Here is a 24,086-nt window from a genome sequence, read left to right on the forward strand (position 1 = left end):
TCAAGTGGATGTATTCAGTTTAAATCTGTTCCACGAGGGTATAGTGACAGAAATCATCCTTTTGTTCTATGAAAATCACAACAGGTGCGACATGTTGTGACGCTTTAACTTAATCATCATTATAAGACCATTGCTGGTCAAACTGTTGATCATTTTCTCTTTTAAATTTACCAATATCTCGACGATCTTTTTTACTTGGTCGATGATCTGGCCGAGCTAGATTATGCAACTTTCTTTGGGATGCGAGCAATTCCCGTTTTGCAATACTGACCTCAGTTTCATCATAAAGCAGCTGAGCGGTTGGGGCAGGCCCACGAACATCCGACAGTGCTTTCACCACCACGGTTTTTTTCTCAAGGCCTTGTGCAATGGTTAATTCCATGCCTACACGAACTTCACGAGAGACTTTAACGCGTTCGCCATTATGATGAACTTTACCGCCTTCAATAGCATTTTTGGCAATAGAGCGTGTTTTAAAAAAACGTGCAGCCCACAACCATTTGTCTATACGCATACCAACCGCATCTTCGGCTAGATTTGATTTACGCATATTTTTTCTGTTCCTCGGCTTGCTCAGTCGTTTGAGCTTCTAAAATAGGGATTAAATCTGTTAATGCGGACAGCATTGGGTAATTGCAAGTCTCGCGAGGCGCTTTGGCAGATGAAGGTTGCTGAATCGAATAGAGCTGTTCAATCCCAAAAAGTTTTGCACCATTGAGCACTTTTTCTGTGTCATCAATGAAGTAACAGTTTTTTGCATAGAAGGGGTGTTTGCTTGCTAATATTTGCCAAAACTCAATAAACTCTTTGGCATGACCGAGAGTTTCTGAACTGACGATAACATCAAAATAATCACGAAGACCGGTTTCTTCGAGTTTGAATTGTAAGCCTGCAAAGTCGGCATTGGTCGCAAGCCAAATAGGATAGCCATTTTCTTTTAGATAGGTAAGCAGCTTAATGCAGCCTTCGCGTTTAGCCACTTTGGCTTTTTGTTCTATTTGCATTGCCAAAACATCAACGCCAACTTGTGACGTCCAAAAGCGAGATGAGTACCATTTTAGGGTATGATTATGCTGTTGATAAAAACTAAATAGCGTTTGCTTGCTTTGTTCGAGTGAGCATTGATGCTGTTCAGCATAACGAATTGGCAGCAGCTCATTCCAAATGAAATCATCATAAGCAAGATCGAGTAAAGTACCGTCCATATCAAAAATGATCGTCGGCTTTTCTGAGTAATTTGGCATATAAAGGTATTCTATGTTTAAAACAACAACAGCACCGCAAGACCCACTGATTTTGCAGTTGGTTCCCATTGTGACACAAGCTTGCGAAATTTTGCGAGAAGAATATCAGCGTTATTGCTCAGGAGCGAATTTTGATGTGGAACGTAAAAGTGATGATTCACCGGTAACGCAGGCGGACTATCGTGCAAATAGCTATATTACCCAAGCATTATCCAAAGTTTCTAACTTGCCTGTATTGTCAGAAGAAGGTGATAAGTCTGAGCGTATGCAATGGCAAAAATTTTGGCTGCTTGATCCCTTGGATGGTACCAAAGAGTTTTTACATAAAAGACCTGAATTTACCATTAATCTGAGTTTGGTAGATGGGGCCAATACCACTTTTGCCATATTGGCGATCCCGGGGGAATATAGCGTATATATTTGCCCCTTTGCGGGACTGCCGCTGAAATATGATAGCCAGTCCACTGCATGGTATGAATATGTTCAAACCTCTGCAGAGAGTGTCGTACACGTTGGCTTGAGTCAAAGTGCCAAAAATAAGCCGATTTATACGGACTATCTAGACGCTTTAGAAAAACTCACTCCTTTTCAGGCCTACCATGCTGGTAGTGCATATAAGTTTTGTATGATGTTAGAAGATCGAGTGGATATTTATCCGCGTTTTCATCCGACTTGTGAATGGGATACGAGCGCTGGACAATGTTTAATCGAGCGTATTGGTGGTGGTTTGGTTGATTTTAAAGGTCGCGCATTTCTATATAACCAACGCACGACTTTATTAAATGGTGGATTTATTGCATTTAAAAATGCCGAAATGAAAGAATTGGCCTTAAATGCTTTGGCAAACATGCCTGACAAAACTTGAGCTAAATCGGGTTCATGCTATAGTGTCTGCACACTCCGTTAAATCTCCTGCATTTAAGAACTGTCAATTATGGCCCTAGATTTGCTCCCACCGAGTATGCTGAAAGCAATAGACTTATTGCCGGATGAAAAGACGCCTGTAACATTGTTTACACGTCATTCCATTCGTGAAGTTGTACAAGGACAGGGGTTGGCCGGTTATGACTTACAACTTACGCATCAAGGACGTGATTTAGCCGAAGCGTGGGGCAGCTATTTGGTTGAAAATACCGATCGTGTTATTCAACACTGTATTTCTAGTCCAATTCAGCGCTGTGTGGATACGGCAGCATTGATGATTCAAGGTGCAGATAACGTCACGATTGAGCCAAATACCCACCATATCGAGATCATTGAACAAGGATTATTGGTCGAGCCGGGAAGTTTTGTGCTCGATATTAAAAAAGCAGGACCATATTTTCAAAAGCAAGGTGCCTTGGGCTTTATCAATAGTTTTGTGAATAATGCTTTGCCGGGTATGAAACAGCCCATTCATGGGGTGGTAGATGTTTTGGAGTTGATTTACAACACTCATCCAACCAATGATTATGGGCTGAGTCTAGCGGTGAGTCATGACACGATTTTGGCTGCAATTCTTGCCATTATTTCAGGTAAAAATATCGTGACACGCGAAGATTGGCCTAAAATGATGGAAGGCTTATTTGTTTGGTTTGAAGGAGATGTATTCCTTGAGTCAAAACTGAAATGGATTTGGCGTGGTGAACTAAATGAATTAAATATTCGTGAATTTCAGCAAGCTGAACAGCAACTTTAAGAAATTTTGCTAATAATAAAAAATTTATAAAAGGCATCCATGTGCGGATGCCTTTTTTATCTGTTTCAGTATTTCATTAAATAAAAGATTAAATATTGGCTTTAATTCGTGCAGGGTACTGATTTAAATCAATACTTGAACCATCGTCACTATAAGGCCAGCGGCTAGTATTAACTGGGAGGTGCTGTTGGTGGATTCGACTATATTTGTCAGCGGCAATCAAGGTCGCAATGTCATGATCTTTAATGCTATACGCTTGCACGAGTTCAACTGGATATTGTGTGCGTTCAAAAAATTCAGCTTCTGTTTCCCCTTGATGCAGTGCAAAAATACGTTCTACAGCTGGTAAGTACACGCCATATGCTAACCATGAGTCTACGCCTTGAGAGGCTTGAATCTCTGCGGTCGATTTCATATTTGAAATGACTTTACCTAAAATGTCTTTTTCACCTTTCGATGTAAAATATTCAATATATTGATTTTCTGCTTCTGCAAATTTTTCTAATGATGGCAAAAATTGGTTAATCGACATTTTTATCCCTCTTTTCATTTGTACAGCAATGGCTGCCTAGGATGAAAATTAAAATACCATAAAAAATATATGGGATTAAACCATTTCTTAAAATTTTATTTACAAAGTTTCTAAAAATATCCTGACAATTTTTGTCGGGAATATACGATTGTATTAACAGGTCTACATCTTAATTTTAGTTGAAAAGTGAAGTACCTGTCACATTAATAATGACTCTACCAATACAAAATATTTAGATTTTATTTGAATTGTTAATAAGTGACAAAACACGGCAATTGAATGATTAAAAAAAAGAAAATAGCATTAAATTTGTTGTAAATTATTGATTTATATATTTTATGTAAGTCTCTTTATTGGATTCTTTTGTGGCTAATTGGGGAATAGTAGTGAAAAGTGTGATAGATTTTTCATATAACAAATTATCAATTTGTATTGTGTCATTAATGTTAGTTGCTTGTGGTGGTGGAGGCGGTGGTGATAGCTCAAGTGGTTCTGCATCAACTGCAAATTATCCAGAACCGACTCAAGACATAGTCGATGATACCAGTATTGGCTTTTATGACTACGATGCAAATGATGCTGTTCGTGAAATACGAAATGATTTAGTCGGCAACTTTTCAGCGCAAGTTCAATTTGGTCAAAGTCATGTCGTCGATCCGAATACGAACGAAGCCAAGAAAATGCCACGGTTAACCAGTGAAAAAGAAGCGCTGCTTATCGTGACGCCAACACTTGATATGCAAAACATCAAGCAACTCAAAGTAGAAATCTATCAAAACAACCGCTTAATTCGTACCGCGACATTGGATGATCCGACGCAAATGCCTGTTTCAGACCAGAGTGGGCAAAGAGGTCGTCCAGATGTTTGGTACAGTAAACGCGCGTGGACCATGAAGCTCAAATGGGATGAAGTTAAACCCGGTCTAAGATTAAAATTTATTGACGCAAATAAAGTCAGCGGGGAATTGGCTGAGGATAAAATCGATTTTGCTGCACCAGGTGAATTGGTTTTAAATAATATCCGTGTTGGTATGTTGGCAGATAAGCCAAATTCTACCGGCCACTATATGCTACTAGAGCCTGAAAAAGCGGGCACAGATTATTTCCAAACCATTCCTGCAGCAGAAATGACGGTTGCACAATATGATGATATTCAGTTAACACGTGCAATGGTATCTTCAGGTGTTATTTATGACAGTAAAAGTGCCGGAGATGGTGGTGTTTATGCAGGAGACATGCGTGAGGATGTCGGTAAATCAACCTTTAGTGTTGGTATAAACCTTGCTAACTGGGGTATTACCAGTGCATCTATGGCCAACCAAAGTCAGCCACAATTAACCCAAACAGTAGTTGTCCATCATACGAAGGGGAACTATGCCAATGGTGTGCATACTCATGGACTGAGTGGTGGTAATGGCATGCTCACGCTTTATGATTCTGTAGGGAATGAATTTAGCCATGAAATTGGCCATCACTATGGTTTAGGACATTACCCTGGTCAGGTAGGTGACAATCTATTTTGGGCTGCACATCATGCGGACAGTGGATGGGGTTATATTGCCAATCGCAATATGATGCGCGGAAATCTATCATGGACGGCGACATGGAAGTGGGATGGAGCGAATGGTATCCCAAATTTTAAAAATTTGTTCCCGTACGGAAAAGATGCCATGTCCGGCGGGTATCCTGATAGTAATGTATCACGCTACACACACTATACGGGTTACAGCACATTCCTGAAAATTCAACCACACTTTGACCGTTATGTCTGGGACGAAACTTCGCCTACCGGCTACAAAAAGTGGAACAAAACCACTCGTGAAATGCAAGTCGCTCAACCGAAGATGCCAAATTCTACGGCTCCGGTTTGGTATAACGCAGATCAAAATTATCCACGACCACGGGTCTTTGGTCAGCCCGTAATTACCATTTTAGGGGGGTATGATCCAGTCAATCAAGTTGGTTTGTTGTATCCTGCGGCACGTTCAAACTGGGGTAATGTGTATGACTTAAATGCTGCCAATACCGCTTTGGATCAAGCGGCATGTTGGTTGAATGTGCAATACACGAATAAAGTCAACAATATTGCTTTAGCACCTGTACGACTAGGTAGTAATGCCAATAAACTGCATGTCAATTTAGCTTTGGCAGATCAACCACAGAAGGTCAATTTATATTGTAAAAAAGCAGGTGAAGAAGCCAAATTATTAGCAAATATTGAAATTCCAGTTTACAGCACAGCGATCAAGCCGGCCGTCAAAATTGGACGTCAGCATGGTTATAGTGCTTTGCGTGCTATCGAGCTTCCTCAATTAGAAAGTGCTTTGGAAGCGCAAGCTGCAAATGCTGTTGTTGCTCTTAATCCAACTGAAAAAATGCTGTATGAGTCATATAAAAATGACAAGTCATTGATGAATAGTGTGGCGCGTCAGCAATTAACCCGTTATGAGTCGCAACAAAACACCGCATACCGACTAAATCGTTGGATGAATGTGTATGCACAAGACCTAACCAATCAAGTACCTGAGGCGCAAAGCGCACTCGAAGCATTTATGAAAAAGCTTTCAGTCACTCAAGAAGGTATGTTCGAGCAGACGACATTGATCAAAAATGGTAACAACTGTTTGAAATCTGAAACCTTAACTGATGGAGCATTAAATTTGTACATCAGTGGTCCAAGCGGATGTACTGCGGATGATACTGAACAGTGGGTATATGATGCCATTGGTCGTATACACAGTAAGTCAAATCCAGATCAATGTATTACAGGCAACGGTGGTTCAGCTAAAGTGACGCTAGAACGCTGCATGTTAAACCAAACCAATCAAATTTGGACCATGGACCCTGCGACTACAACGATTCGTCAAAGTGGTCAATGTATGGATTTAAATACGGGACGTTTGCAAAATAACCGTGCGGATTTAATTCGATATAGCTGTACCAATGGTGCCAATCAGCGTTGGACAAATTTAACAGCAAGTCAAAATTTATTATGGATGTACTTATCAGCAACGAATATGAAGCTGATTAATAAATAGCCTATAAAAAAAATAAGGTCCATCGAGGACTTTATTTTTTTGCTTTTAAAAATCTATAGGCACAAAAAAAGCCCTAAAAAGGGCTTTTTTCATCGCAACAAATTAGTTAGCTAAAGCTTTAACTTGTGCATTTAAACGGCTCTTATGACGAGCAGCTTTGTTTTTATGGATGATGCCTTTATCAGCCATACGATCGATAACAGGAACAGCTTTTTTGTAAGCTTCTGTAGCGACAGCATAATCACCAGCAGCAATAGCAGCTACTGTGCGTTTAAGATAAGTACGAACCATAGAACGTAAGCTTGCGTTGTGTTGACGTGCTTTAACGTTTTGACGAGCACGTTTTTTTGCTTGAGCAGAGTTTGCCACTCGTGCACTCCTTGAAATAGATTGGTCTGGGCGGGCTGAAATTACATCTGAAAACCAACATCAGAAGAACTATCACCAGCCCGTAAACAAGTGCCATATTGTGATTAAACTAAGCGCTTAAGTCAAGTCTTGACATGCTTTGACAACATTTTAGATGCAGAAAAATTTTAAAGAAAACGTTAGATTAGTCTAAAGTGATTGAGATTGTATGAAAAATGACTAAAAGTATAGAGAATGCGATTGTCATCGGAGCAACAGGATTGGTCGGGCGGGAATTGGTTCGTCAGCTCAGTCAAAATGCAAGATGTAAGAATATTACTGCTGTGGTACGTCAGCGTGACCATGAACTGAATGGACTGGCAAAAGTTCAACAAATGGTGATCAGTGACTTTCTTTCTCTGACTCAGGATGATGTGAGAGATTATAGTCATGCCTTTAGTTGTTTAGGCTCGACCATTAAAAAAGCAGGGTCTAAAGATCATTTTTATCATATCGATTTTAGCATCAATGCGCATTTTGCTGAATTATTAGAATATACAGAAACCCATTTGATCATAGTTAGTGCTATGGGCGCTGACGCCAATTCCGCATTTTTTTATAATCGAGTCAAAGGGGAATTGGAATATTATTTAAAAACCTTAAAGTTAAATCAACTTTCGATATTAAAGCCTTCGCTGTTACTTGGCGAGCGTCATGAATCTCGGCGTTTAGAAGATGCGACACAGAAACTTTATATGCGCTTTTCGCATTTTGTACCAGACCGTTTCAAATTTAAGCCAGTGACAGCACAGCAAGTGGCTCATACTATGGTCGATGCAGCACAAACTCAGACTGAAAAGTTCGAGATTTATGATAATTTACGCATACTAACAATTAAATGAGGGAAATACCGTGTCTACAGTTCCATTCGTCACCTGTGATTTACTTGATGATCATCCAGATAAAGAATTACAAGTGGTGATCCCGTCGTTGGATGGTAAATTCTTTCAAAGTTATGGTGCACGAAAAAGTTTTGGCGGTCAGGTGATGACGGTCAAATGTTTTGAAGATAACTCTCGTGTTAAAGAATTATTGGCAACCGATGGTACGGGTAAAGTATTGGTTGTGGATGGTGGTGCGTCGATGCGCTGTGCCTTGATGGGTGATATGATTGCTGAATCTGCAGTTAACAATCATTGGAATGGCGTCATTATTTACGGCTGCGTGCGTGATGTTGATGCGATTGCAGAACTTGATTTAGGTGTGCATGCTTTGGCTGCGATTCCACAAAAAAGTAACCGCAAAGGCGTGGGTGAAACAGATATTCCATTAAGTTTTGGTGGTGTAAACATTCAGTCTGGTGATTTTATTTATGCTGACAATAACGGCATCGTTGTTTCAAAAGAGCAATTGGTTGCTTTATAAGCGTACTTGAATTTTTAGTCGTGGAATGAAAGCGTAATTCTTGCTCATACACGACGATATAAATGTGAAAAAGAAAATACAAACATCAGCTGAGGACTCTCGGCTGTTGTATAAAAATACGAAATAAAAAAAGAAAGGAAAAAAGTATGTTGTTGCATCAATTAAAAGTGGCGCAAGCGTTGCTCTCAGGCGTAGCAGAGGGCGGACGAGGTACAAATGGGACGCCTTATCCGAAACAACCTGAAAAAGCCCTTAAACTGTACGAATTTGAAGGGTCTCCCTATTGTCGTCGTGTACGAGAAGTACTAACCACACTCAATTTGGATTATGAGGTCTACCCATGTCCCAAAGGGGCTAAAAAGTACCGTTTAGACGTGCAAAAATTGGGTGGAAAACAGCAATTCCCTTTCTTGGTGGATGACAATACTGGGGATCGTTTGTACGAATCTCAGCAAATTATTCATCATTTATTTAAACATTATGGCAAAACAGGCCAGACTCCTAAGAAGTATGCCAATTATCCTAAAATTCCGTATGTTGCCTTTGTTGGAACCTTAATTAATGGGGCTCAAGGGGTGTGGGTGCAGCGTAAAGTTATCCATCGTGATGCACCAAGTCAACTCTTAGAACTATGGGGTTTTGAAGCGAGTCCATATACACGCATCGTACGTAGCGCATTGTCTGAAATGGAATTGGCATATATCTTTCATAATGTGGCTAAGGAACGTTGGCAAGATCAGGGATTAGCGGTAATGCGCTTAAGACCTGGTAAATATGTACCCCTGAAAGGTGGCAAGCGTGAACAAGTGTTAAAAATCATGGGGAACAATATTCAAGTGCCATATTTGAAAGATCCTAATACTGGTGTAGAACTTTTTGAATCTGAAAAAATTGTAAAATATCTGAAGAAGCAATATTTGAGCTAATCTCACTCAAGTTTAAGCTAAGTGCAGTGTATAGTCAGACTGATGGCTATACACATATTGTAATGTTAAATGGATTTAAAATTAGAAGAAAAATGCATCATAGCTGCATCAATTGAATTAGAATAAATTATTAAAAATAAGAAATTTACTTAATTATAGGGATATCCTAAAAGGATTAAACTCATTAATGTAAAAGACATTTCATTTTTTCGGGGGAAGTAAATCATGTCACCACAAGAAGTCATACTACCCGTACCGGTGCTCGTCGTTGAAGATGAGGAAATTATTCAATTACGTTTACGTCAAATTTTGACAGAGCTGGGTTATAAGCGGGAAGAGCTTATCTTCACCAAAAATGTTAAAGAATCTATTCAAGCCGTAGAGACCCAACCGATATCCTTAGCCTTAGTTGACTTAGGTTTGCCTGATGGTAGTGGTATCGAAATTATTGAAAAAATACGTTCCCTCGAAAGTAATACCATGATCTTGGTTGTCTCTGCATGGAGTACACAAGAAAGCTTATTTGCCGCAATTAAAGCAGGTGCAACGGGCTATGTATTAAAAGAACGTGATGATGCTGAAGTACTTTTATCTATTCGGAGTATTTTACGTGGTGGGGCGCCGATTGACCCATTTATTGCACGAGAAATCCTTAAACAAATATCCGAAGCCGAAGCGCCAAGTCCAGAACAAACAGTCGCCGATGAAGCAGACTTGAACCTCTTGACCAGTCGTGAAAAAGAAATTTTATGTTTGGTTGCTCAAGGTTTGAGTAACCGTGAGATTGCTGAACAGCTTTTTGTTTCACGCTATACGGTAGAAAGCCATATTAAACATATTTATCGCAAATTAGCCGTAACGAAACGTACCAAAGCCGTGAGTACAGCAAGATCTATGGGTATTCTATAATGCGTAAAGGAGGATATTTTTTCTTATTTATCCTCTGTTTAGTATGGGGGAGCTTGAGTCATGCAGAGCAAGTTTTCCCTGTAAATGATCAATGTAATGTAACTGTGAATAGCATTTCACGGGTGAAGACACCATCCAATCAAGAATTACCCAGAACGGGATGGAAAACCACGCAATTACCTGACCGTTGGAAAGAAGATAAAGACTGGGAGGGTTATCAAGGTGGTGCTTGGTATAAATTAGACTGGTCTTGGTACTGTAAAAATAATGCGCGTTTGGCAGAACCCATCGCACTATATGTTGATTACATTATTAATACGGGTTCAGTCTTTCTGAATGGCGACTTGCTGTGGACCAATAAAAATCTTCAAGAACCGGTCTCTAAAAGTTGGAATGTTGCACGCTATTGGATTTTACCGATAAGTGGAATCAAGCATGATCATAATGAAACCTTGATCTATGTTTATGGCTACTCGAGTTTAAATGCTGGCTTGGGCCCAGTAGTATTTAACAATGTAATGGCAACGGTAGAGCAAGCCGAAAAAACAACATTTACACGTCGGACCATATTACAGTTAAATATTTTTCTTTCTGGGGTCTTGGGTCTAATTTGCTTTATCATTTGGTTGATGCGTCCTCGTGATACCAGTTTTGGCTGGTTTGCGCTTTCAACAGTGCTGTGGATTTTATTTCTCAGTAATGCCCTGACCACTGAAACCTTTCCATATCCAAATTCGGTTTTTTCCACCAAAGCTAATTTGATATTTGCAATGCTGTACTTTCAATGTTTTAGCATCTATATTTTGCGCTTTCTTGGGCGTAAATTTCCTCGCATTGAGCTGTCATTTACCATGCTGACAGCATCTCTGATTGGTGTAGTGTGTATTTGGCCGTTTGAGCGAAATGCGGAAATTTCGAGCCTCATTTTCTTATTATATTGCAGCCTCTTTTTTATCACTTACATTTATCTTTGCTGGATTAGTTTTAAAGAAAGAAGAAGGGATTATACTTTATTAGCACTTTGTTTGACTGCGATTATTGTGATGGTCATTGTAGACATCACAGTACTGGCCCTCTTTCCAAAACATGGTTTTACACCGTTATCTCCATTTACCTCACCGATTATTACCTTATTTATCGTGGTGATCTTGGGGGCGAGACTCAATCGGAATATACAGAAAATTGAAAAATATAATGATGATTTGGCATTTGAAGTTCAGAAAGTCAGTGATGAATTATGCAGTAGCTTGAATGATAAACATCAGCTTGAACTGAGTAATGTACGCTTACAGGAACGGATTAAATTATCACATGATCTGCATGATGGTCTGGGCGCATCTATTGTGCGCTCGATGATTTTGGTTGACCAATGTGAAAGTAATATTCCAAACAGACAGTTCTTGTCGATGTTGAAATTACTGCGCGATGATTTAAGGCAAATTATTGATAGTGGATCATCTTTGGACAGCAAAGTGCCAGATTCACCTTTGCTCTGGATCGCACCAGTTCGACATCGCTTTAGCCAGTTGATGGATGAAGTGGAAATGAATGCCAAATGGTGCATTCCTTCGCAGTGGGCGATCAAACCAACGGCAATTCAGTGCCTGACTTTAATACGAGTAATTGAAGAAAGCCTGACCAATATTGTGAAACATAGCCAAGCAAATCATGTCAATGTGACGCTGTCACAGTTCGAGAATGGCGCATTGTTATTAACCATTGAAGATGATGGCGTAGGTTTTGATGTTGAGAGTGTTTCAAATCATGGCATGAGTATCGGCATGCGAAGTATGAAAATGCGTGTGGAGCGTATAGGCGGAAATTTCAAAATTCATTCTCAGCAAGGCTGTACGATTATTCATACAGAAATTAATTTAAAATCAGCTGCATAAAATAAAATGTTGAAATAATAAAAATGATGATCAATTCGATATTAAGTCATCTAAAGCGCATAGCATTGTTCTGCTGTGTCACTTTTATCGCCGCTTGTGGTTCGCAGGATCAAGCGCCTAAACCGGGTGAGTATGGGCAGATTTTGTTCCAACAAGCAGTGTTAAGTACCGAAGAAATTCAGCAATTACTTACAGAAAGTCAAAGCGATACAAATGCATTAAACACTAAAAATTTTGCAGTGGATTACACTGCTACATCGAGCCAAAACCCATATCGTGCAGTCTTGTTGGTCAAAGGTAGGGCAATGACCAGTGGTGAGGTATCCGTTAAATTTCAAATTGATAACTACAATGCCGCTATTCAACAAACCTCAAGCAATCTCATGCAAATGGACGCAGGTGTTGATCAGATTGAACGATTAGAAACATTAGATGCAGGACAAGATTTTAACTTTGTTATGGACGGTGCGCCTTTCTCAGTCAATGCTGCCAATGATCCAAATAGTATGACCAGTCAACTGAGTTTGTTAGAGTCAAGGAATGTGGAGTTTCAAAGTATTGAATTACAAATTTGGCAAGGCAAAGGTAGTCAATACGGCGTAATGCGTTATCTTTGGTTTATTGGATTGGTGTTATTGATTGTATGGGTTTATCGCGTCATCGTGGAGAAAAAAGCCGATCAAGTCGAAGATTTTTTAAATCGTAGAAAGCGAAAATAATGCTATTCAGTAGCATAAAAAGGGAGCGTGACGCTCCCTTTTTTATTGATTTTATTCAGCTTCTGTTGGGACGAGCATGAGTACAGATTCATTTAATAGCATGGCAATATCTTCTAAAATATCAGCATCATATAAAGATTCGTCTAGCGCTAGACTTTGACCATCGGCAATGGTTTTTAAATGCACTGCAAATTCGTCTGAGATACAGATTCCTTCGCCATTTGCCCAAAACAAAATATCACTATCTTGCTCTGTGTAAAGTAAGCGTGAAGCAGGTTCTAACATGAGTTGATAGCCTTGATCTAAGGCCTCTTCAAGATCACCAGTGCCTATTTCTTCGGCTTCAGGAATATTGTCAGGATATTTAGGTTCTGACATTAAGCTCATGATTGCATCTTCAAGTACGGTTGAATTTTGCAATTGTTCAAATAACTTTTCTTTTAAATACTCAAGTTCATTTTCAGTCACTTGGCCAATCGCACTGATTTGGTCACGTAAAATGTCAGTTAATGGATTTTTAAGTAGAGGATTGTCTGTGAATTTGTCTGTCACTCGATCCATCATTTCTGTGACATTTGGCATGCGGAAGCCAAATGAATACGTTAGACATTCATCTTCAGCTACGCCATAGTGTGATAGGCCTGGTGGCACATAAAGTAAGTCGCCGGGAGCAAGCACTTCATCAAAATGAACGTCCATTTCTGGCAGTAAGCGAAGCGGTTGACCTTCGACAAATGAAGTATCGGCATCACACATCTGACCCAATTGCCAACGGCGGTGACCATAGCCTTGTACGAGGAATACATCGTAAAAATCAAAATGTTGCCCGACAGAGCCACCTTTTTGTGCATATGACACCATGATGTCATCACGACGCCATTGCGGAATAAATGAAAACTGCTTCCAAAGCTCGGCTAGGTCAAAAGAATAATGATCGACAGCTTGAACCAATAAAGTCCACAGTTTCGGCATTTTTTGAAAATCGGCTTTAAGTAGTGGAGAAGATTTCACTGTCCATTGGTTAGGATCACGATCTTTTTGTTTGATGAGACGTGCAGTGACATTGTCTTCTAAAGCCAATTCAAGAACGTCTTTCGGTTCAAGTATTTGGGCAATTTCAGGGAGTGCATTACGAACCAATAATGGTTTTTTCTGCCAATATTCGGCAAGGAATTGTTCAGCGCTTATGCCGCCGAGGATGTCAAGAGAATGAGCCATAACTAAATACATACAATTTTAATGGATATATTGTCCCTTGAGATTCCTGTTTTTAGCAAGGCTCTATTTCATTAAATTATTTCGATTAGCTTGAGACTATTTTAAAGGATTGTCTTTGAGATATTGCATGACTAATTTTTCAACTTCCAAATCATAGCTATTGGCAGCAGCCGTTGTCGCTGAAAATTTCATGAATTGCTCAAAATGTGCATTGGTGTCAATTTTAGTATTTTCTTTGTCAGACATTAATTTGAAATGATTCGGCATGACTTTTGCCATCATTTCAACATTTTCGGTTTGTAGTTTTAGAAGTTTTTTCACTTCAACTGTTTGTGGTTGAATGCTTTCAAATTTTTGTTTGCCTAGAGCAACCAGTTTATTGATTTGTTGTTCTGGCGTGCTACTACCACCGGTTTTGGTTTTAGTGCCCAGTTGTTGAATGATTTGCTCCTGCATCGCAGCGCCTTGTTGTTCTAATTCAGCATAGATAAATTTATATTGAACCCACTCATTGACTAAGTTTTTGTTGTATTGCTGAGAGTTGGTCACAGTTTGATTCACTGTATTGGTATGACCGTTTGTCGAACAAAATAGAAGGCTAATGCTAATGAGGCTAGATGAAATTAAATTAAACGTTTTCATGTTTTCAGTTCTTGGTTGTAATAAATAAGTAAGTGACTTTTTAATCATTAGCCCATAAAGAGCTAATGATGTGTTTATTATGCTGTAACAGATAAAGATTTTAAAATTATGGGACTAAGATCTTAAGCTCACGCAAAATATTGCAGAGTTTAATCATCGGCATACCCATGAGTGTAGTTTGGTCTTGCCCGATCATTTCTTCAAATAAGCTAATCCCTAAACTTTCACATTTAAAACTGCCAGCGCAGTGTAACGGTTGTTCAACCTGAACATAACGTTCAATTTCAGGTAAGCTTAGTTTGCGAAATTTCACTTTATAGTGCTCGACAAGGGTTTGTTCAAAACCTATCGATTTTTGTTGGACACTAAGTGCAGTACTGAAATAAACGATTTTGTCAGAGTTGGCTTGAAGCTGCTTAACGGCTTTTTCATCGCAAAGCGGTTTACCAATAAAAATATCCGGTGCGCCTTCGCGCCATGCGACTTGGTCAGAACCAATCACAATTGCATCTGGGTGCTGGTTTGCAATCGCTGAAGCTTTTTCAAATGCCAGTCGCTTCGCTAACTCATCGGCGTGGTTCTCACCGCGAGGTGTTTCGTCTATATCTGGTACGATTGAGTGATAATCAATCCGTAAACGGTCCATTAGGTCTTTACGGGTTTGGCTGCTCGAAGCCAAAATGATTTTGGGAGTACTCATTACACTGCATATTCCATAAGTACATCAAGCGGTACATAAGACAGCGCCGCTTGGTGACACGCTTGTATTTTAATAGGTGGGGCAAATCCTTCTTGATACGCTTCCACCCAGCGAGTCACACAGATACACCAGAAGTCACCAGGTTGTAGTCCTGGAAAACCAACTTCGGGTAAAGGTGTGATTAGGTCATTGCCAACTTTTTGGGAAAAGTTTAAAAATTCAGATGTCATTTGTGCACACATCGTATGCTGACCAAGGTCTGTTGTTGCTGTATGGCAAAAGCCATTTCTAAAATATCCGGTAATCGGATCAAAACAACAGCTTGCCAAGGGTTCGCCTAAAACATTTAAACGATTAATATTTGGGTCTGGATGAATCGACATAAGCGCTGAATCTTTATAAGGCTTTTCGCTATCATAACAAAACTTTGGCTCTACATAGCTTTTCTGCAAAAGAAGCTAACGTTTTTCTGCATAATCATTTAAAATCGTCGCGTTTTGATATCAATAAAAGAGAGTAATGCATGAACTTTCAGCGTATGACTGACCTAGATTTGGCGGGTAAACGTGTTCTGATCCGTGAAGATCTTAACGTACCAGTTAAAAATGGCGTGATTACAAGCGATGCACGGTTACGTGCGGCGTTGCCAACAATTAAAGCAGCTGTAGAAAAAGGTGCTGCTGTAATGGTGTATTCACACTTAGGTCGTCCTGTTGAAGGTGAGCCTAAAGCAGAACAGTCTCTAGCACCTGTAGCCGCTTATTTAACAGAAGCTTTGGGTCAAGACGTTCAACTGATCACTGACTATTTGGATGGTGTTGACGTTGCGCCAGGTCAAGTGGTTTTACTTGAAAACTGCCGTTTCAACGTAGGTGAAAAGAAAAACAATCCTGAATTATCTGCTAAATATGCAGCACTTTGTGATGTCTACGTTATGGATGCATTTGGTACGGCTCACCGTGCAGAAGCATCGACTGAAGGCGTAGCACGTTGTGCAAAAGTGGCTGCTGCAGGTCCTTTACTTGCTGCTGAGCTTGATGCGCTAGGTCGTGCACTTAAAACTCCTGCAAAACCAATGGTTGCGATTGTTGCAGGCTCAAAAGTTTCTACTAAATTAGATGTATTAACTTCACTATCTGACATCTGTGATCAATTGATCGTGGGTGGTGGTATTGCCAATACATTCTTAGCTGCTGCGGGCTTTAATGTTGGTAAATCACTTTGTGAAAATGACCTGATCGACACAGCAAAAGCCATTGCTGCAAAAGTATCTGTACCACTTCCAACAGATGTTGTTGTTGCTGATGCTGCTGAAATTGATTTTGCAGACTTCCTCGGTTCATTAGCTGCTGCTAAAGCTGTTGTGAAAAAAGTTGAAGATGTAACAGATAACGACATGATTTTGGATGTAGGTCCTGAAACTGCCAAAGCATTTGCTGAGATTTTGAAAACTTCAAAAACTATTCTATGGAATGGCCCAGTAGGTGTGTTTGAAGTTGATCAATTCGGCGAAGGCACAAAAGCATTGTCTTTAGCGATTGCAGAATCTGAAGGCTTCTCGATCGCGGGTGGTGGTGACACGCTTGCTGCAATTGATAAATATGAAGTTGCAGACAAAATTGGTTACATCTCGACTGGTGGTGGTGCCTTCCTTGAATTCGTTGAAGGTAAAACTCTTCCTGCTGTAGCAGCGCTTATCGAACGTGCTTAATGAAGCATTATCAATAAGATAATACAGTATTAAAAAAGGTTGGCTTCGGTCAGCCTTTTTTTATGGTCTATTCATTTTGCCGTCATCAAAGTGCAATATTTCTGCAATAAAATTCATCGCAACACCTAATTCGCAGTAGTAGGAAACAACGATGAACTTAAAACTTGCACTTGCTGTACTTTTAATTGCTCCATTAACTTTGACAGCTTGTGCTAAAAAAGAGTCTGCACCAATGGAATCAGAAGCATCTGCTGTTGCCGTAGACAATGCTCAAACAACGCCAGAACAACAAAAAGCCATTGATGAACTTGATAAGCCAGTATTGGATGAAAAGAACCAAGATGTTCCTGCTGAAATTGCAAATGCACCTGCAGACGAAGCAACAGCTGACGCTGAAACAGCCGCTTCAGCAGCAGCAGCTCACTAAGATTGTTGTCTTTATTTAAAAAGTCCCTGCAAATGCAGGGATTTTTTTTTAAATAGTGTTATTTGTTGCTGAATTGAAATGATTGAGCATGTAGAATATGCGGCATTACCTGGGAGGATATTATGGCTCTTATTTCATTGCGCCAGCTCTTGGATCACGCCGGCGAACATGCTTACGGCGTACCAGCATTCAACGTAAACAACTTAGAACAAATGCGTGCAATTATGCTTGCAGCAGATGCAACAAATTCACCTGTAATTGTACAAGCATCTGCGGGTGCGCGTAAGTATGCAGGCGCTCCGTTCTTGCGTCATTTGATTTTGGCAGCAATCGAAGAATGGCCACATATTCCTGTGGTTATGCACCAAGACCATGGTACTAGCCCTGACGTATGTCAACGTTCTATTCAACTTGGCTTCTCATCAGTGATGATGGACGGTTCATTAGGTGAAGACGGTAAAACACCAACTTCATACGAATACAACGTAGACGTAACTCGTCGTACTGTTCAAATGGCACATGCGTGTGGCGTTTCAGTAGAAGGCGAAATCGGTTGTTTAGGTAGCCTTGAAACTGGTATGGCTGGTGAAGAAGATGGTGTAGGCGCTGAAGGCGTACTTGACCATTCTCAGCTTTTAACTTCAGTTGAAGAAGCGCGTTCATTTGTAGCCGATACTAATGTTGACGCACTTGCAATTGCGGTGGGTACTTCACACGGTGCGTACAAATTTACTCGTCCACCTACAGGTGACATCTTAGCAATTGACCGTATTAAAGAAATTCACGCTGCGTTACCAAATACGCATCTTGTAATGCACGGTTCAAGCTCTGTGCCACAAGAATGGTTGGCTGTAATTAATGAATTCGGTGGTAACATCGGCGAAACTTACGGTGTTCCAGTAGACCAACTTGTAGACGCAATCAAACACGGTGTTCGTAAAATTAACATCGATACTGACTTACGTCTTGCTTCTACAGGTGCTATGCGCCGTATGATGGCTGAAAAACCAGCTGAATTTGACCCACGTAAATTCTTCTCTGCAACTGTTGATGCAATGAAACAAATTTGTATCGATCGTTATGAAGCATTTGGTACAGCGGGTAATGCTGACAAGATTCGTCCAATTTCTTTAGAGAAAATGGTGAGTCACTATAAATAATTTGTCTTGAGATAGATTATTTTTGAAGAAAAGCCCACAATTAAGTGGGCTTTTCTTTGATTTGAACTTAGAAAAATTGCTTTAAATACAACTCAAGAATAAGAGCGTGTCATGGAATTGATCTTTGCTGCCGCGATTTGCAGTGTTCTCGTTTCAGTAATTCTAAAACTCTGTCGTGATCGGGGTTTTAACCCTGCACAAATGATCACATGGAATTATGCATCTGCGAGTATTTTATGTTTTCTATGGTTTAAGCCGGATCTAGCCCATATTTCGATTAATAAAACGCCGTGGGTTTTAATTGCGGCTTTGGGTGTATTACTGCCGACGATTTTTTATTGCTTAGCACGCTCACTGCAAACAGCAGGTATTTTAAAAACCGAATTGGCTCAGCGCTTATCTGTTGTGCTTTCTCTTAGCGCAGCCTATTTTATTTTCAGTGAATATTTTAATGCCATTAAGCTCATTGGTATTGCACTTGGTGTACTTGCGGTATTGCTGATTTTATTTTCACAGCGTAAGGGAAGCATTGATGGAAAGCAGGGGATTTTATTTTTATTAAGCGTTTGGGCAGGCTATGCACTGATTGATGTGCTATTAAAATTTGCTTCAGGTTTAGGCATGCAGTTTGCGGTGACTTTAAATCTGGTGTTTATTTGTGCATTTTTACTTTCGAGTATTTATAACATCGTACAGCACGGCAGTTTGGGGCAGACCAAAAATATCCTCGCTGGATTGGGCTTAGGTCTCTTAAACTTTGCCAATATTGCACTGTATGTGAAAGCCCACATGTTGCTTAAAGACACACCTGCAATCGTATTTGCTGGCATGAATATTTTGGTCGTGGTTTTAGGTGTGGTTGCGGGCCTCATCATCTTTAAAGAAAAATTGAGAGTCGCAACCGTATTTGGTTTGATTGCAGGGATCATGAGTGTGGTTTGCTTAGCATATGCCATGTCTGTCTAAGATAATTTTTAGCAAAAACGATCGGGTGTTGTAGTAAATCATCCCACTCAGCCACGCCCATGAGCAGTCCTTGATCTCGACAGGTTGGACACTCAGGGCAGTGATGATCAGTATATTGATAAGTATGCAGATACATTTGATGGCAATGACCGCATTCAAACTTCATCGGCATTTGTAGTAAATATGACATGTCCCACCTCTGCTTGAATTGTTGTTTTGATTCAAATTATTCAGCAAAGTTCAGACCAATTTATAAAATTTCTATTTTCTCACATTGTTACTAAATATGTCGTTATTAAAAAAGCCCTCGTATTGAGGGCTTTTAGTTTTAGATGTTTACTTAACGTGTGAGTTGTTGAAAACGTTGTAAGGTATTTTCAAAATAACATTTACCCACAGCAACAGGGTGCTTCAGAAAATCTTGAGTTTCAATGGTGCCTTGTAACTGACCCGGTTGTTTACAGTTTGGGCAGTTTGGATAGCTATGGAGCATATCGCCCGCATATTTTTGTAAATAAACCGTATTGCACGCTTCGCAATGAAATTTCATAGGTAATTTTATAGCTGTAGGCATAGGGAGAAACCTGAGTATATTTTGAGCAGAATATACTCGATAATTGTTTAAATAATAAGTCCCGAAATGACAAAAAAGAGGCAAAATTGCCCCTTTCGTCGGTTTTATGGAAAGCTTAGAGGTGTGTAAAAATTTCTTCAGCATTCAGACGTGATTTAGGTAATTTCGCATTGAAATCATTTTCGCTACGATAGCCTAAAGTCATCAGTACAGAAGGAATCAAGTTTTGTTCAACTAAGCCCAATTCTTCAGTGATGATCGCTTCGTCAAATCCACCAATCGGTGTTGCATCCACACCTTCAATGCCTGCTGCCAAAAGCATTTGACCTAAAGCAATAAATGTTTGGTTTTCAGCCCAACGTTGAATATCACCTTTTTCATTACGATAATAATCGACATAACCTGTACGGCTGTCTTTTTGACCTTGTTTGGCTTTGTCATCTTTAAAGCGACCACTACGATCATCCTGATTTAAAAGATTATCTAAATGCTCTGCAGTGATGTCTGCTTTAGTACAGAATAAAATCGTATGTGATGAATCTAAAACTTTTGGGGCATTGTAGGCATATTTTCCTACTAAGGCTTTGGCAATGCGTTGTTTGGCTGCATCATGATCTGCAATAAAAAAATGCCAAGGCTGAATATTAATGGAAGATGGTGTTAAACGGAGTATTTGTAATAAACGCTCAAATTGTTCCTGTGGAATTTTTTTAGCAGGATTATATGCTTTCGTGGTATAGCGTTGTTTTGATACGTTTAACAGATCCATCGAATATCTCCAGATATAGTTTGCTGTAGTTTAGCGGATAAATGGCCAAATGGTCTAAGGAGAAAATTTTCCAAAGATAGATCTTAGTCGTATATGCTGTACTCATTGGCTAAAAATTAACAGATTTAAGCTGTATGAAGTGCGAATTAGAGTTATATAAAATCATAAGATAGATAAATGCTATTGGTAGTTTTTGCCAAAAGGCGTTTAATCAATTGTAGTTAATCATAGTTTAAGCATGAGACAGCAGCGATGGATTACACCAATCATTTCAAGAAAAAATTAAAAACCGAACAGCAGATTGGTTTATGGGTCGGATTAGCCGATGCTTATGGGACTGAAATAGCTGCAAACGCAGGTTATGACTGGTTGCTAATTGATGGCGAGCATGCACCAAGTGACTTACGGACGACATTGTCGCAATTGCAAAGTATTGCAGCATATCCTTCGCAAGCCGTAGTTCGACCTCCAATTGGTAGTGTGCAACTGATTAAACAATTGTTGGATATCGGTGCGCAAACCTTGCTGATTCCTATGGTTGAAACTGTTGAACAAGCTCAACTTATGGTTAAGGCAGTACGTTATCCACCTGAAGGTATTCGTGGAGTAGGTGCAGCATTAGCACGTGCAACACGTTGGAACAGTATTCCTGACTACTATGCAACTGCACATGAAAATATCTGTTTACTGATTCAGATTGAGTCGGTTGAGGGGATTAAAAACTTAGATGAAATACTGAAAATTGATGGCATCGATGGGGTATTTATTGGTGCGGTGGATTTGTCGGCGACGATGGGTTATCAGGGGAATTCGAACCATCCTGAAGTACAAAAAACCGTGATTGATGCAATTCAGCGTATACGTAAGGCGGGTAAAGCCGCAGGTATTTTGTCGACACAACATGATGTGACTCAGAAATATATCGAGTTAGGCACAGAATTTGTTGCCGTGGGTGTCGATACCAGTGTGCTCATGAATTCGTTACGAGAGCTTTTATCGAAGTATAAAACCGATACCCAAGTAATGAAAACAGAAGGTGGTTACTAAGCGGTACAGCCTTGGTTATATTATTTACTGTGTGGGTAATTAATTTACTCGTTGGTTAAAAAAATTAATTCAATAATTTTAGCAAAAGTAGTGGCTTAGAGTATATATAAGTCCTACTTTTGCTAATCAAAGCGCAATATTGTATACTTCTGCTTAACTCGAAGCGGGTAATGTTCCTGCTTATCTTTTTTTATTTAGCTGATTGTGATTTATCTGTATTCAAGCTTCTGACTTGAATCATATCTTTGTAACTACAGAATTATTATTCCAAACCCGATTGATTAATCTCTTTGTTCTGTCACAAAAAGCTCACATGTTGAGTAAATCTTTTGAATATTTTAAATACTTGGCAAACTGCCAAAGCTGTAAATGGCGACGAAATTAATGTAAAAATGGTGCCTTTAAAACGTCAACAAAATACCAATGCTGGTTTAATTTGGGTTGATGTTGGGCAAATGGTTGAATTAGAAACAGGCGAGACATTTAACCTGAATCTAGATGGCAAAAGCTTCTATACTGGCCCAAACCAGCTATATCGCTTAGCCTAAAAGCAAAAAACAGCAGATGATCTGCTGTTTTTTTTTGCTTAATTTAAAGTCTACGTTTGCATGGTCTGGATGCGTATATTAATCAAATATGATGGTAAGTTTTTCTAAAGGCTAACGATTAGAAAGCTATGGACTAGTAAGACCAAATTTTTAATTTTAAATCACTCACAGATGGGTTTTCACCAATCTCTAATATTTGAGCTTGTTCTGTACGCCAGTCCCCTAAAACGATACGAGGTTTGCCATGCACATCGTGTATTTGGGGGCGGTGGGTATGTCCATGAATCAGTAGATCGGCATGCTCTAAAGCTTTTTCTACAGCTTCGGCATTTACATCCATGATTTCATAAGATTTAACTTGCTTGGTTTCTGTACTTTTTTTGCGGAAGCCATTGGCGATTTTTTGTCGAATGCTAAGCGGTAAGCTCTTTAAGAAACCTAAAAGCAAAGGATTACGAATCACTTTACGAAACTTTTGGTAAGACACATCATCGGTGCAAAGTAAATCGCCATGTTCGAGGCGAATTTTATAGTTGCTAATGTGGAGATAATCAACGTCTTGTAATAATTGACCGTGAAATTTATCTAAAAACTTTTGACCCAATGCAAAGTCACGATTACCTACTTGGAAATAAATTTGATTTCCCAAAGCAGTAAAATCTTTAAGCGCTGCAATGATTTCGTCTAACCATGGGGCAGTGAAGTCATCACCAATCCAAGCATTAAACCAATCACCTAAAATATACAGCTGGGTATTTTGAGTTTTGTATTGTTCTAACAAAGCTAAAAACCCCCGAACGAGTCGAGGGTGTTCAGGTGACAAATGTAAATCAGCGATAAACAGATAGGTCACGAATCTTTTCCTTTGAATCTCCCTAAATCCCTCTTTAAAAAAGAGGGACTTTTCCTCCCTTTTATAAAGGGAGGTTAGGAGGGATTCTTATTCAGAAATGATTTTAGCTGATTCGATTACAACGTTCTCTAGAGGAACGTCTGCGTGGTAGCCACGGTTACCAGTACGAACGCTTTTGATTGCGTCAACAACGTCAAGACCTTCAACTACTTTACCAAATACTGCATAGCCCCAACCTTGCGCTGTTTTACCAGTGTGATTAAGGAAAGAGTTGTTTTTCACGTTAATGAAGAATTGAGCTGAAGCAGAGTGAGGTGCTTGAGTACGTGCCATAGCGATCGTACCAACATCATTGCTTAAACCGTTGTCAGCTTCGTTTTCAATAGAATCACGAGTTGTTTTTTCTTTGAAGTTTTCATCCATGCCGCCGCCTTGGATCATGAAACCATCAATAACACGGTGGAAAATCACGCCGTCATAGAAACCATCGCGAACATACTGTAAGAAGTTTTCAGCAGTTTTAGGTGCTTTTTCAGTGTTAAGCTCAAGAACAATACGACCTTTATTGGTGTTTAATTCGACTTGAGGAAAACTCATTGTGTAATCTCCTGTACATGGACATGAAAGCCATGGGTTTTTTGGTTGTGAGAAGCATAAGCAAACTGTAAACTACAAGGCAAGTAAAAACGTTACTTTCTTTGTTAAAAATAAAGAAAAGCGTTTTAATTATCCTAATTTTATCTTTATAGAAGTGATTTTA

Annotated in this window: 27 protein-coding genes; 15 read left to right on the forward strand and 12 right to left on the reverse strand. The window is 39.6% G+C overall.

Annotated features, from left to right (window positions below; translation table 11 throughout):
* Positions 1 to 109 precede the first annotated feature (109 nt).
* Together FTU64_RS01135 and FTU64_RS01140 are read right to left on the reverse strand one after the other, a co-directional pair.
* Positions 110 to 550, reverse strand: coding sequence for an RNA-binding S4 domain-containing protein (locus tag FTU64_RS01135; RefSeq protein WP_168377604.1), 441 nt, complete (start codon positions 548 to 550; stop codon positions 110 to 112).
* Positions 543 to 1,244: an HAD-IA family hydrolase gene (locus FTU64_RS01140; RefSeq protein ID WP_180007774.1), complete on the reverse strand. Its 702-nt coding sequence runs from the start codon at positions 1,242 to 1,244 to the stop codon at positions 543 to 545. Before FTU64_RS01140 ends, FTU64_RS01135 begins: the two co-directional genes overlap by 8 nt.
* Before the next feature lie 13 nt (positions 1,245 to 1,257).
* On the opposite strand from FTU64_RS01140, the gene FTU64_RS01145 reads away from it, so the two are divergent.
* Both FTU64_RS01145 and FTU64_RS01150 read left to right on the forward strand, forming a co-directional pair.
* The gene (locus tag FTU64_RS01145) at positions 1,258 to 2,109 is read left to right on the forward strand and encodes a 3'(2'),5'-bisphosphate nucleotidase CysQ (RefSeq protein ID WP_180059080.1); all 852 of its coding nucleotides are present in this window, start codon (positions 1,258 to 1,260) and stop codon (positions 2,107 to 2,109) included.
* 69 nt (positions 2,110 to 2,178) lie between these two features.
* Positions 2,179 to 2,922, forward strand: coding sequence for a histidine phosphatase family protein (locus FTU64_RS01150; protein WP_078188709.1), 744 nt, complete (start codon positions 2,179 to 2,181; stop codon positions 2,920 to 2,922).
* An 88-nt stretch (positions 2,923 to 3,010) separates the two neighbouring features.
* Here FTU64_RS01150 and FTU64_RS01155 read toward each other — a convergent pair whose 3' ends face one another.
* Positions 3,011 to 3,454, reverse strand: coding sequence for a hypothetical protein (locus tag FTU64_RS01155; RefSeq protein WP_180059081.1), 444 nt, complete (start codon positions 3,452 to 3,454; stop codon positions 3,011 to 3,013).
* A gap of 443 nt (positions 3,455 to 3,897) precedes the next feature.
* Between FTU64_RS01155 and FTU64_RS01160 the strand changes: the two genes are divergently transcribed.
* Positions 3,898 to 6,492, forward strand: coding sequence for a M66 family metalloprotease (locus tag FTU64_RS01160; protein WP_180059104.1), 2,595 nt, complete (start codon positions 3,898 to 3,900; stop codon positions 6,490 to 6,492).
* Positions 6,493 to 6,594: 102 nt separating this feature from the next.
* Here the strand turns inward: FTU64_RS01160 and rpsT are convergent, their stop codons facing one another.
* The gene (gene rpsT / locus FTU64_RS01165) at positions 6,595 to 6,861 is read right to left on the reverse strand and encodes a 30S ribosomal protein S20 (protein WP_078188707.1); all 267 of its coding nucleotides are present in this window, start codon (positions 6,859 to 6,861) and stop codon (positions 6,595 to 6,597) included.
* A gap of 215 nt (positions 6,862 to 7,076) precedes the next feature.
* Between rpsT and FTU64_RS01170 the strand changes: the two genes are divergently transcribed.
* From FTU64_RS01170 to FTU64_RS01195, 6 genes are all read left to right on the forward strand, one after another.
* Positions 7,077 to 7,742 carry an NAD(P)H-binding protein gene (locus tag FTU64_RS01170; protein ID WP_168377555.1) on the forward strand — a complete coding sequence of 222 codons (666 nt, stop codon included), beginning with the start codon at positions 7,077 to 7,079 and terminating at the stop codon, positions 7,740 to 7,742.
* Between the two features lie 10 nt (positions 7,743 to 7,752).
* Positions 7,753 to 8,265, forward strand: a complete 513-nt coding sequence (gene rraA, locus FTU64_RS01175) for a ribonuclease E activity regulator RraA (RefSeq protein ID WP_180059082.1) — start codon at positions 7,753 to 7,755, stop codon at positions 8,263 to 8,265.
* Between the two features lie 146 nt (positions 8,266 to 8,411).
* Positions 8,412 to 9,191: a glutathione S-transferase N-terminal domain-containing protein gene (locus FTU64_RS01180; protein WP_180059083.1), complete on the forward strand. Its 780-nt coding sequence runs from the start codon at positions 8,412 to 8,414 to the stop codon at positions 9,189 to 9,191.
* Positions 9,192 to 9,416: 225 nt separating this feature from the next.
* Complete coding sequence (locus tag FTU64_RS01185) at positions 9,417 to 10,100, forward strand: response regulator transcription factor (RefSeq protein ID WP_078188703.1); 684 nt, start codon at positions 9,417 to 9,419, stop codon at positions 10,098 to 10,100.
* Positions 10,101 to 10,153: 53 nt separating this feature from the next.
* Positions 10,154 to 11,992 carry an ATP-binding protein gene (locus tag FTU64_RS01190; protein ID WP_257222166.1) on the forward strand — a complete coding sequence of 613 codons (1,839 nt, stop codon included), beginning with the start codon at positions 10,154 to 10,156 and terminating at the stop codon, positions 11,990 to 11,992.
* 23 nt (positions 11,993 to 12,015) lie between these two features.
* Complete coding sequence (locus FTU64_RS01195; protein WP_180054418.1) at positions 12,016 to 12,711, forward strand: hypothetical protein; 696 nt, start codon at positions 12,016 to 12,018, stop codon at positions 12,709 to 12,711.
* A 51-nt stretch (positions 12,712 to 12,762) separates the two neighbouring features.
* On the opposite strand, the gene FTU64_RS01200 is transcribed toward FTU64_RS01195, so the two are convergent.
* The 4 genes from FTU64_RS01200 to FTU64_RS01215 form a co-directional block, all read right to left on the reverse strand.
* Complete coding sequence (locus tag FTU64_RS01200; protein WP_180054416.1) at positions 12,763 to 13,929, reverse strand: cupin domain-containing protein; 1,167 nt, start codon at positions 13,927 to 13,929, stop codon at positions 12,763 to 12,765.
* A gap of 96 nt (positions 13,930 to 14,025) precedes the next feature.
* Positions 14,026 to 14,571, reverse strand: coding sequence for a hypothetical protein (locus FTU64_RS01205; protein WP_180022725.1), 546 nt, complete (start codon positions 14,569 to 14,571; stop codon positions 14,026 to 14,028).
* 106 nt (positions 14,572 to 14,677) lie between these two features.
* Positions 14,678 to 15,271, reverse strand: a complete 594-nt coding sequence (locus FTU64_RS01210) for a nucleoside triphosphate pyrophosphatase (protein WP_168379679.1) — start codon at positions 15,269 to 15,271, stop codon at positions 14,678 to 14,680.
* Positions 15,271 to 15,654: a DUF2237 family protein gene (locus tag FTU64_RS01215; protein WP_078188698.1), complete on the reverse strand. Its 384-nt coding sequence runs from the start codon at positions 15,652 to 15,654 to the stop codon at positions 15,271 to 15,273. Before FTU64_RS01215 ends, FTU64_RS01210 begins: the two co-directional genes overlap by 1 nt.
* Before the next feature lie 140 nt (positions 15,655 to 15,794).
* Between FTU64_RS01215 and FTU64_RS01220 the strand changes: the two genes are divergently transcribed.
* The 4 genes from FTU64_RS01220 (at position 15,795) to FTU64_RS01235 (ending at position 19,535) form a co-directional block, all read left to right on the forward strand.
* Positions 15,795 to 16,982 (forward strand): phosphoglycerate kinase, encoded by a 1,188-nt coding sequence (locus FTU64_RS01220; RefSeq protein ID WP_180004638.1) that lies wholly within the window; start codon positions 15,795 to 15,797, stop codon positions 16,980 to 16,982.
* A 151-nt stretch (positions 16,983 to 17,133) separates the two neighbouring features.
* Entirely contained in the window at positions 17,134 to 17,409 is a 276-nt protein-coding gene (locus tag FTU64_RS01225) for a hypothetical protein (protein ID WP_180059085.1), read from the forward strand.
* 122 nt (positions 17,410 to 17,531) lie between these two features.
* Positions 17,532 to 18,569 (forward strand): class II fructose-bisphosphate aldolase, encoded by a 1,038-nt coding sequence (gene fba / locus FTU64_RS01230; protein ID WP_078193509.1) that lies wholly within the window; start codon positions 17,532 to 17,534, stop codon positions 18,567 to 18,569.
* A 111-nt stretch (positions 18,570 to 18,680) separates the two neighbouring features.
* A complete protein-coding gene (locus tag FTU64_RS01235; RefSeq protein WP_078193508.1) occupies positions 18,681 to 19,535 on the forward strand; it encodes an EamA family transporter in 855 nt (284 codons plus the stop codon).
* A gap of 340 nt (positions 19,536 to 19,875) precedes the next feature.
* Here FTU64_RS01235 and FTU64_RS01240 read toward each other — a convergent pair whose 3' ends face one another.
* Entirely contained in the window at positions 19,876 to 20,109 is a 234-nt protein-coding gene (locus tag FTU64_RS01240; RefSeq protein WP_078188692.1) for a hypothetical protein, read from the reverse strand.
* A gap of 115 nt (positions 20,110 to 20,224) precedes the next feature.
* Entirely contained in the window at positions 20,225 to 20,878 is a 654-nt protein-coding gene (nfsB, locus tag FTU64_RS01245; protein WP_111883737.1) for an oxygen-insensitive NAD(P)H nitroreductase, read from the reverse strand.
* A 252-nt stretch (positions 20,879 to 21,130) separates the two neighbouring features.
* Here nfsB and hpaI point away from each other — a divergent pair, with 252 nt between their 5' ends.
* Both hpaI and FTU64_RS01255 read left to right on the forward strand, forming a co-directional pair.
* Entirely contained in the window at positions 21,131 to 21,925 is a 795-nt protein-coding gene (hpaI, locus tag FTU64_RS01250; protein WP_168379673.1) for a 4-hydroxy-2-oxoheptanedioate aldolase, read from the forward strand.
* 329 nt (positions 21,926 to 22,254) lie between these two features.
* Positions 22,255 to 22,473 carry a transposase gene (locus FTU64_RS01255; protein ID WP_168378619.1) on the forward strand — a complete coding sequence of 73 codons (219 nt, stop codon included), beginning with the start codon at positions 22,255 to 22,257 and terminating at the stop codon, positions 22,471 to 22,473.
* Positions 22,474 to 22,606: 133 nt separating this feature from the next.
* Here the strand turns inward: FTU64_RS01255 and FTU64_RS01260 are convergent, their stop codons facing one another.
* Together FTU64_RS01260 and FTU64_RS01265 are read right to left on the reverse strand one after the other, a co-directional pair.
* Positions 22,607 to 23,326, reverse strand: coding sequence for a UDP-2,3-diacylglucosamine diphosphatase (locus FTU64_RS01260; protein WP_168378618.1), 720 nt, complete (start codon positions 23,324 to 23,326; stop codon positions 22,607 to 22,609).
* 87 nt (positions 23,327 to 23,413) lie between these two features.
* Positions 23,414 to 23,923, reverse strand: a complete 510-nt coding sequence (locus FTU64_RS01265; protein WP_078193500.1) for a peptidylprolyl isomerase — start codon at positions 23,921 to 23,923, stop codon at positions 23,414 to 23,416.
* Positions 23,924 to 24,086 lie beyond the last annotated feature (163 nt).

Origin of the sequence: Acinetobacter sp. YH12128 (assembly GCF_013418655.1) — a bacterium.
Lineage (GTDB): Bacteria > Pseudomonadota > Gammaproteobacteria > Pseudomonadales > Moraxellaceae > Acinetobacter > Acinetobacter amyesii.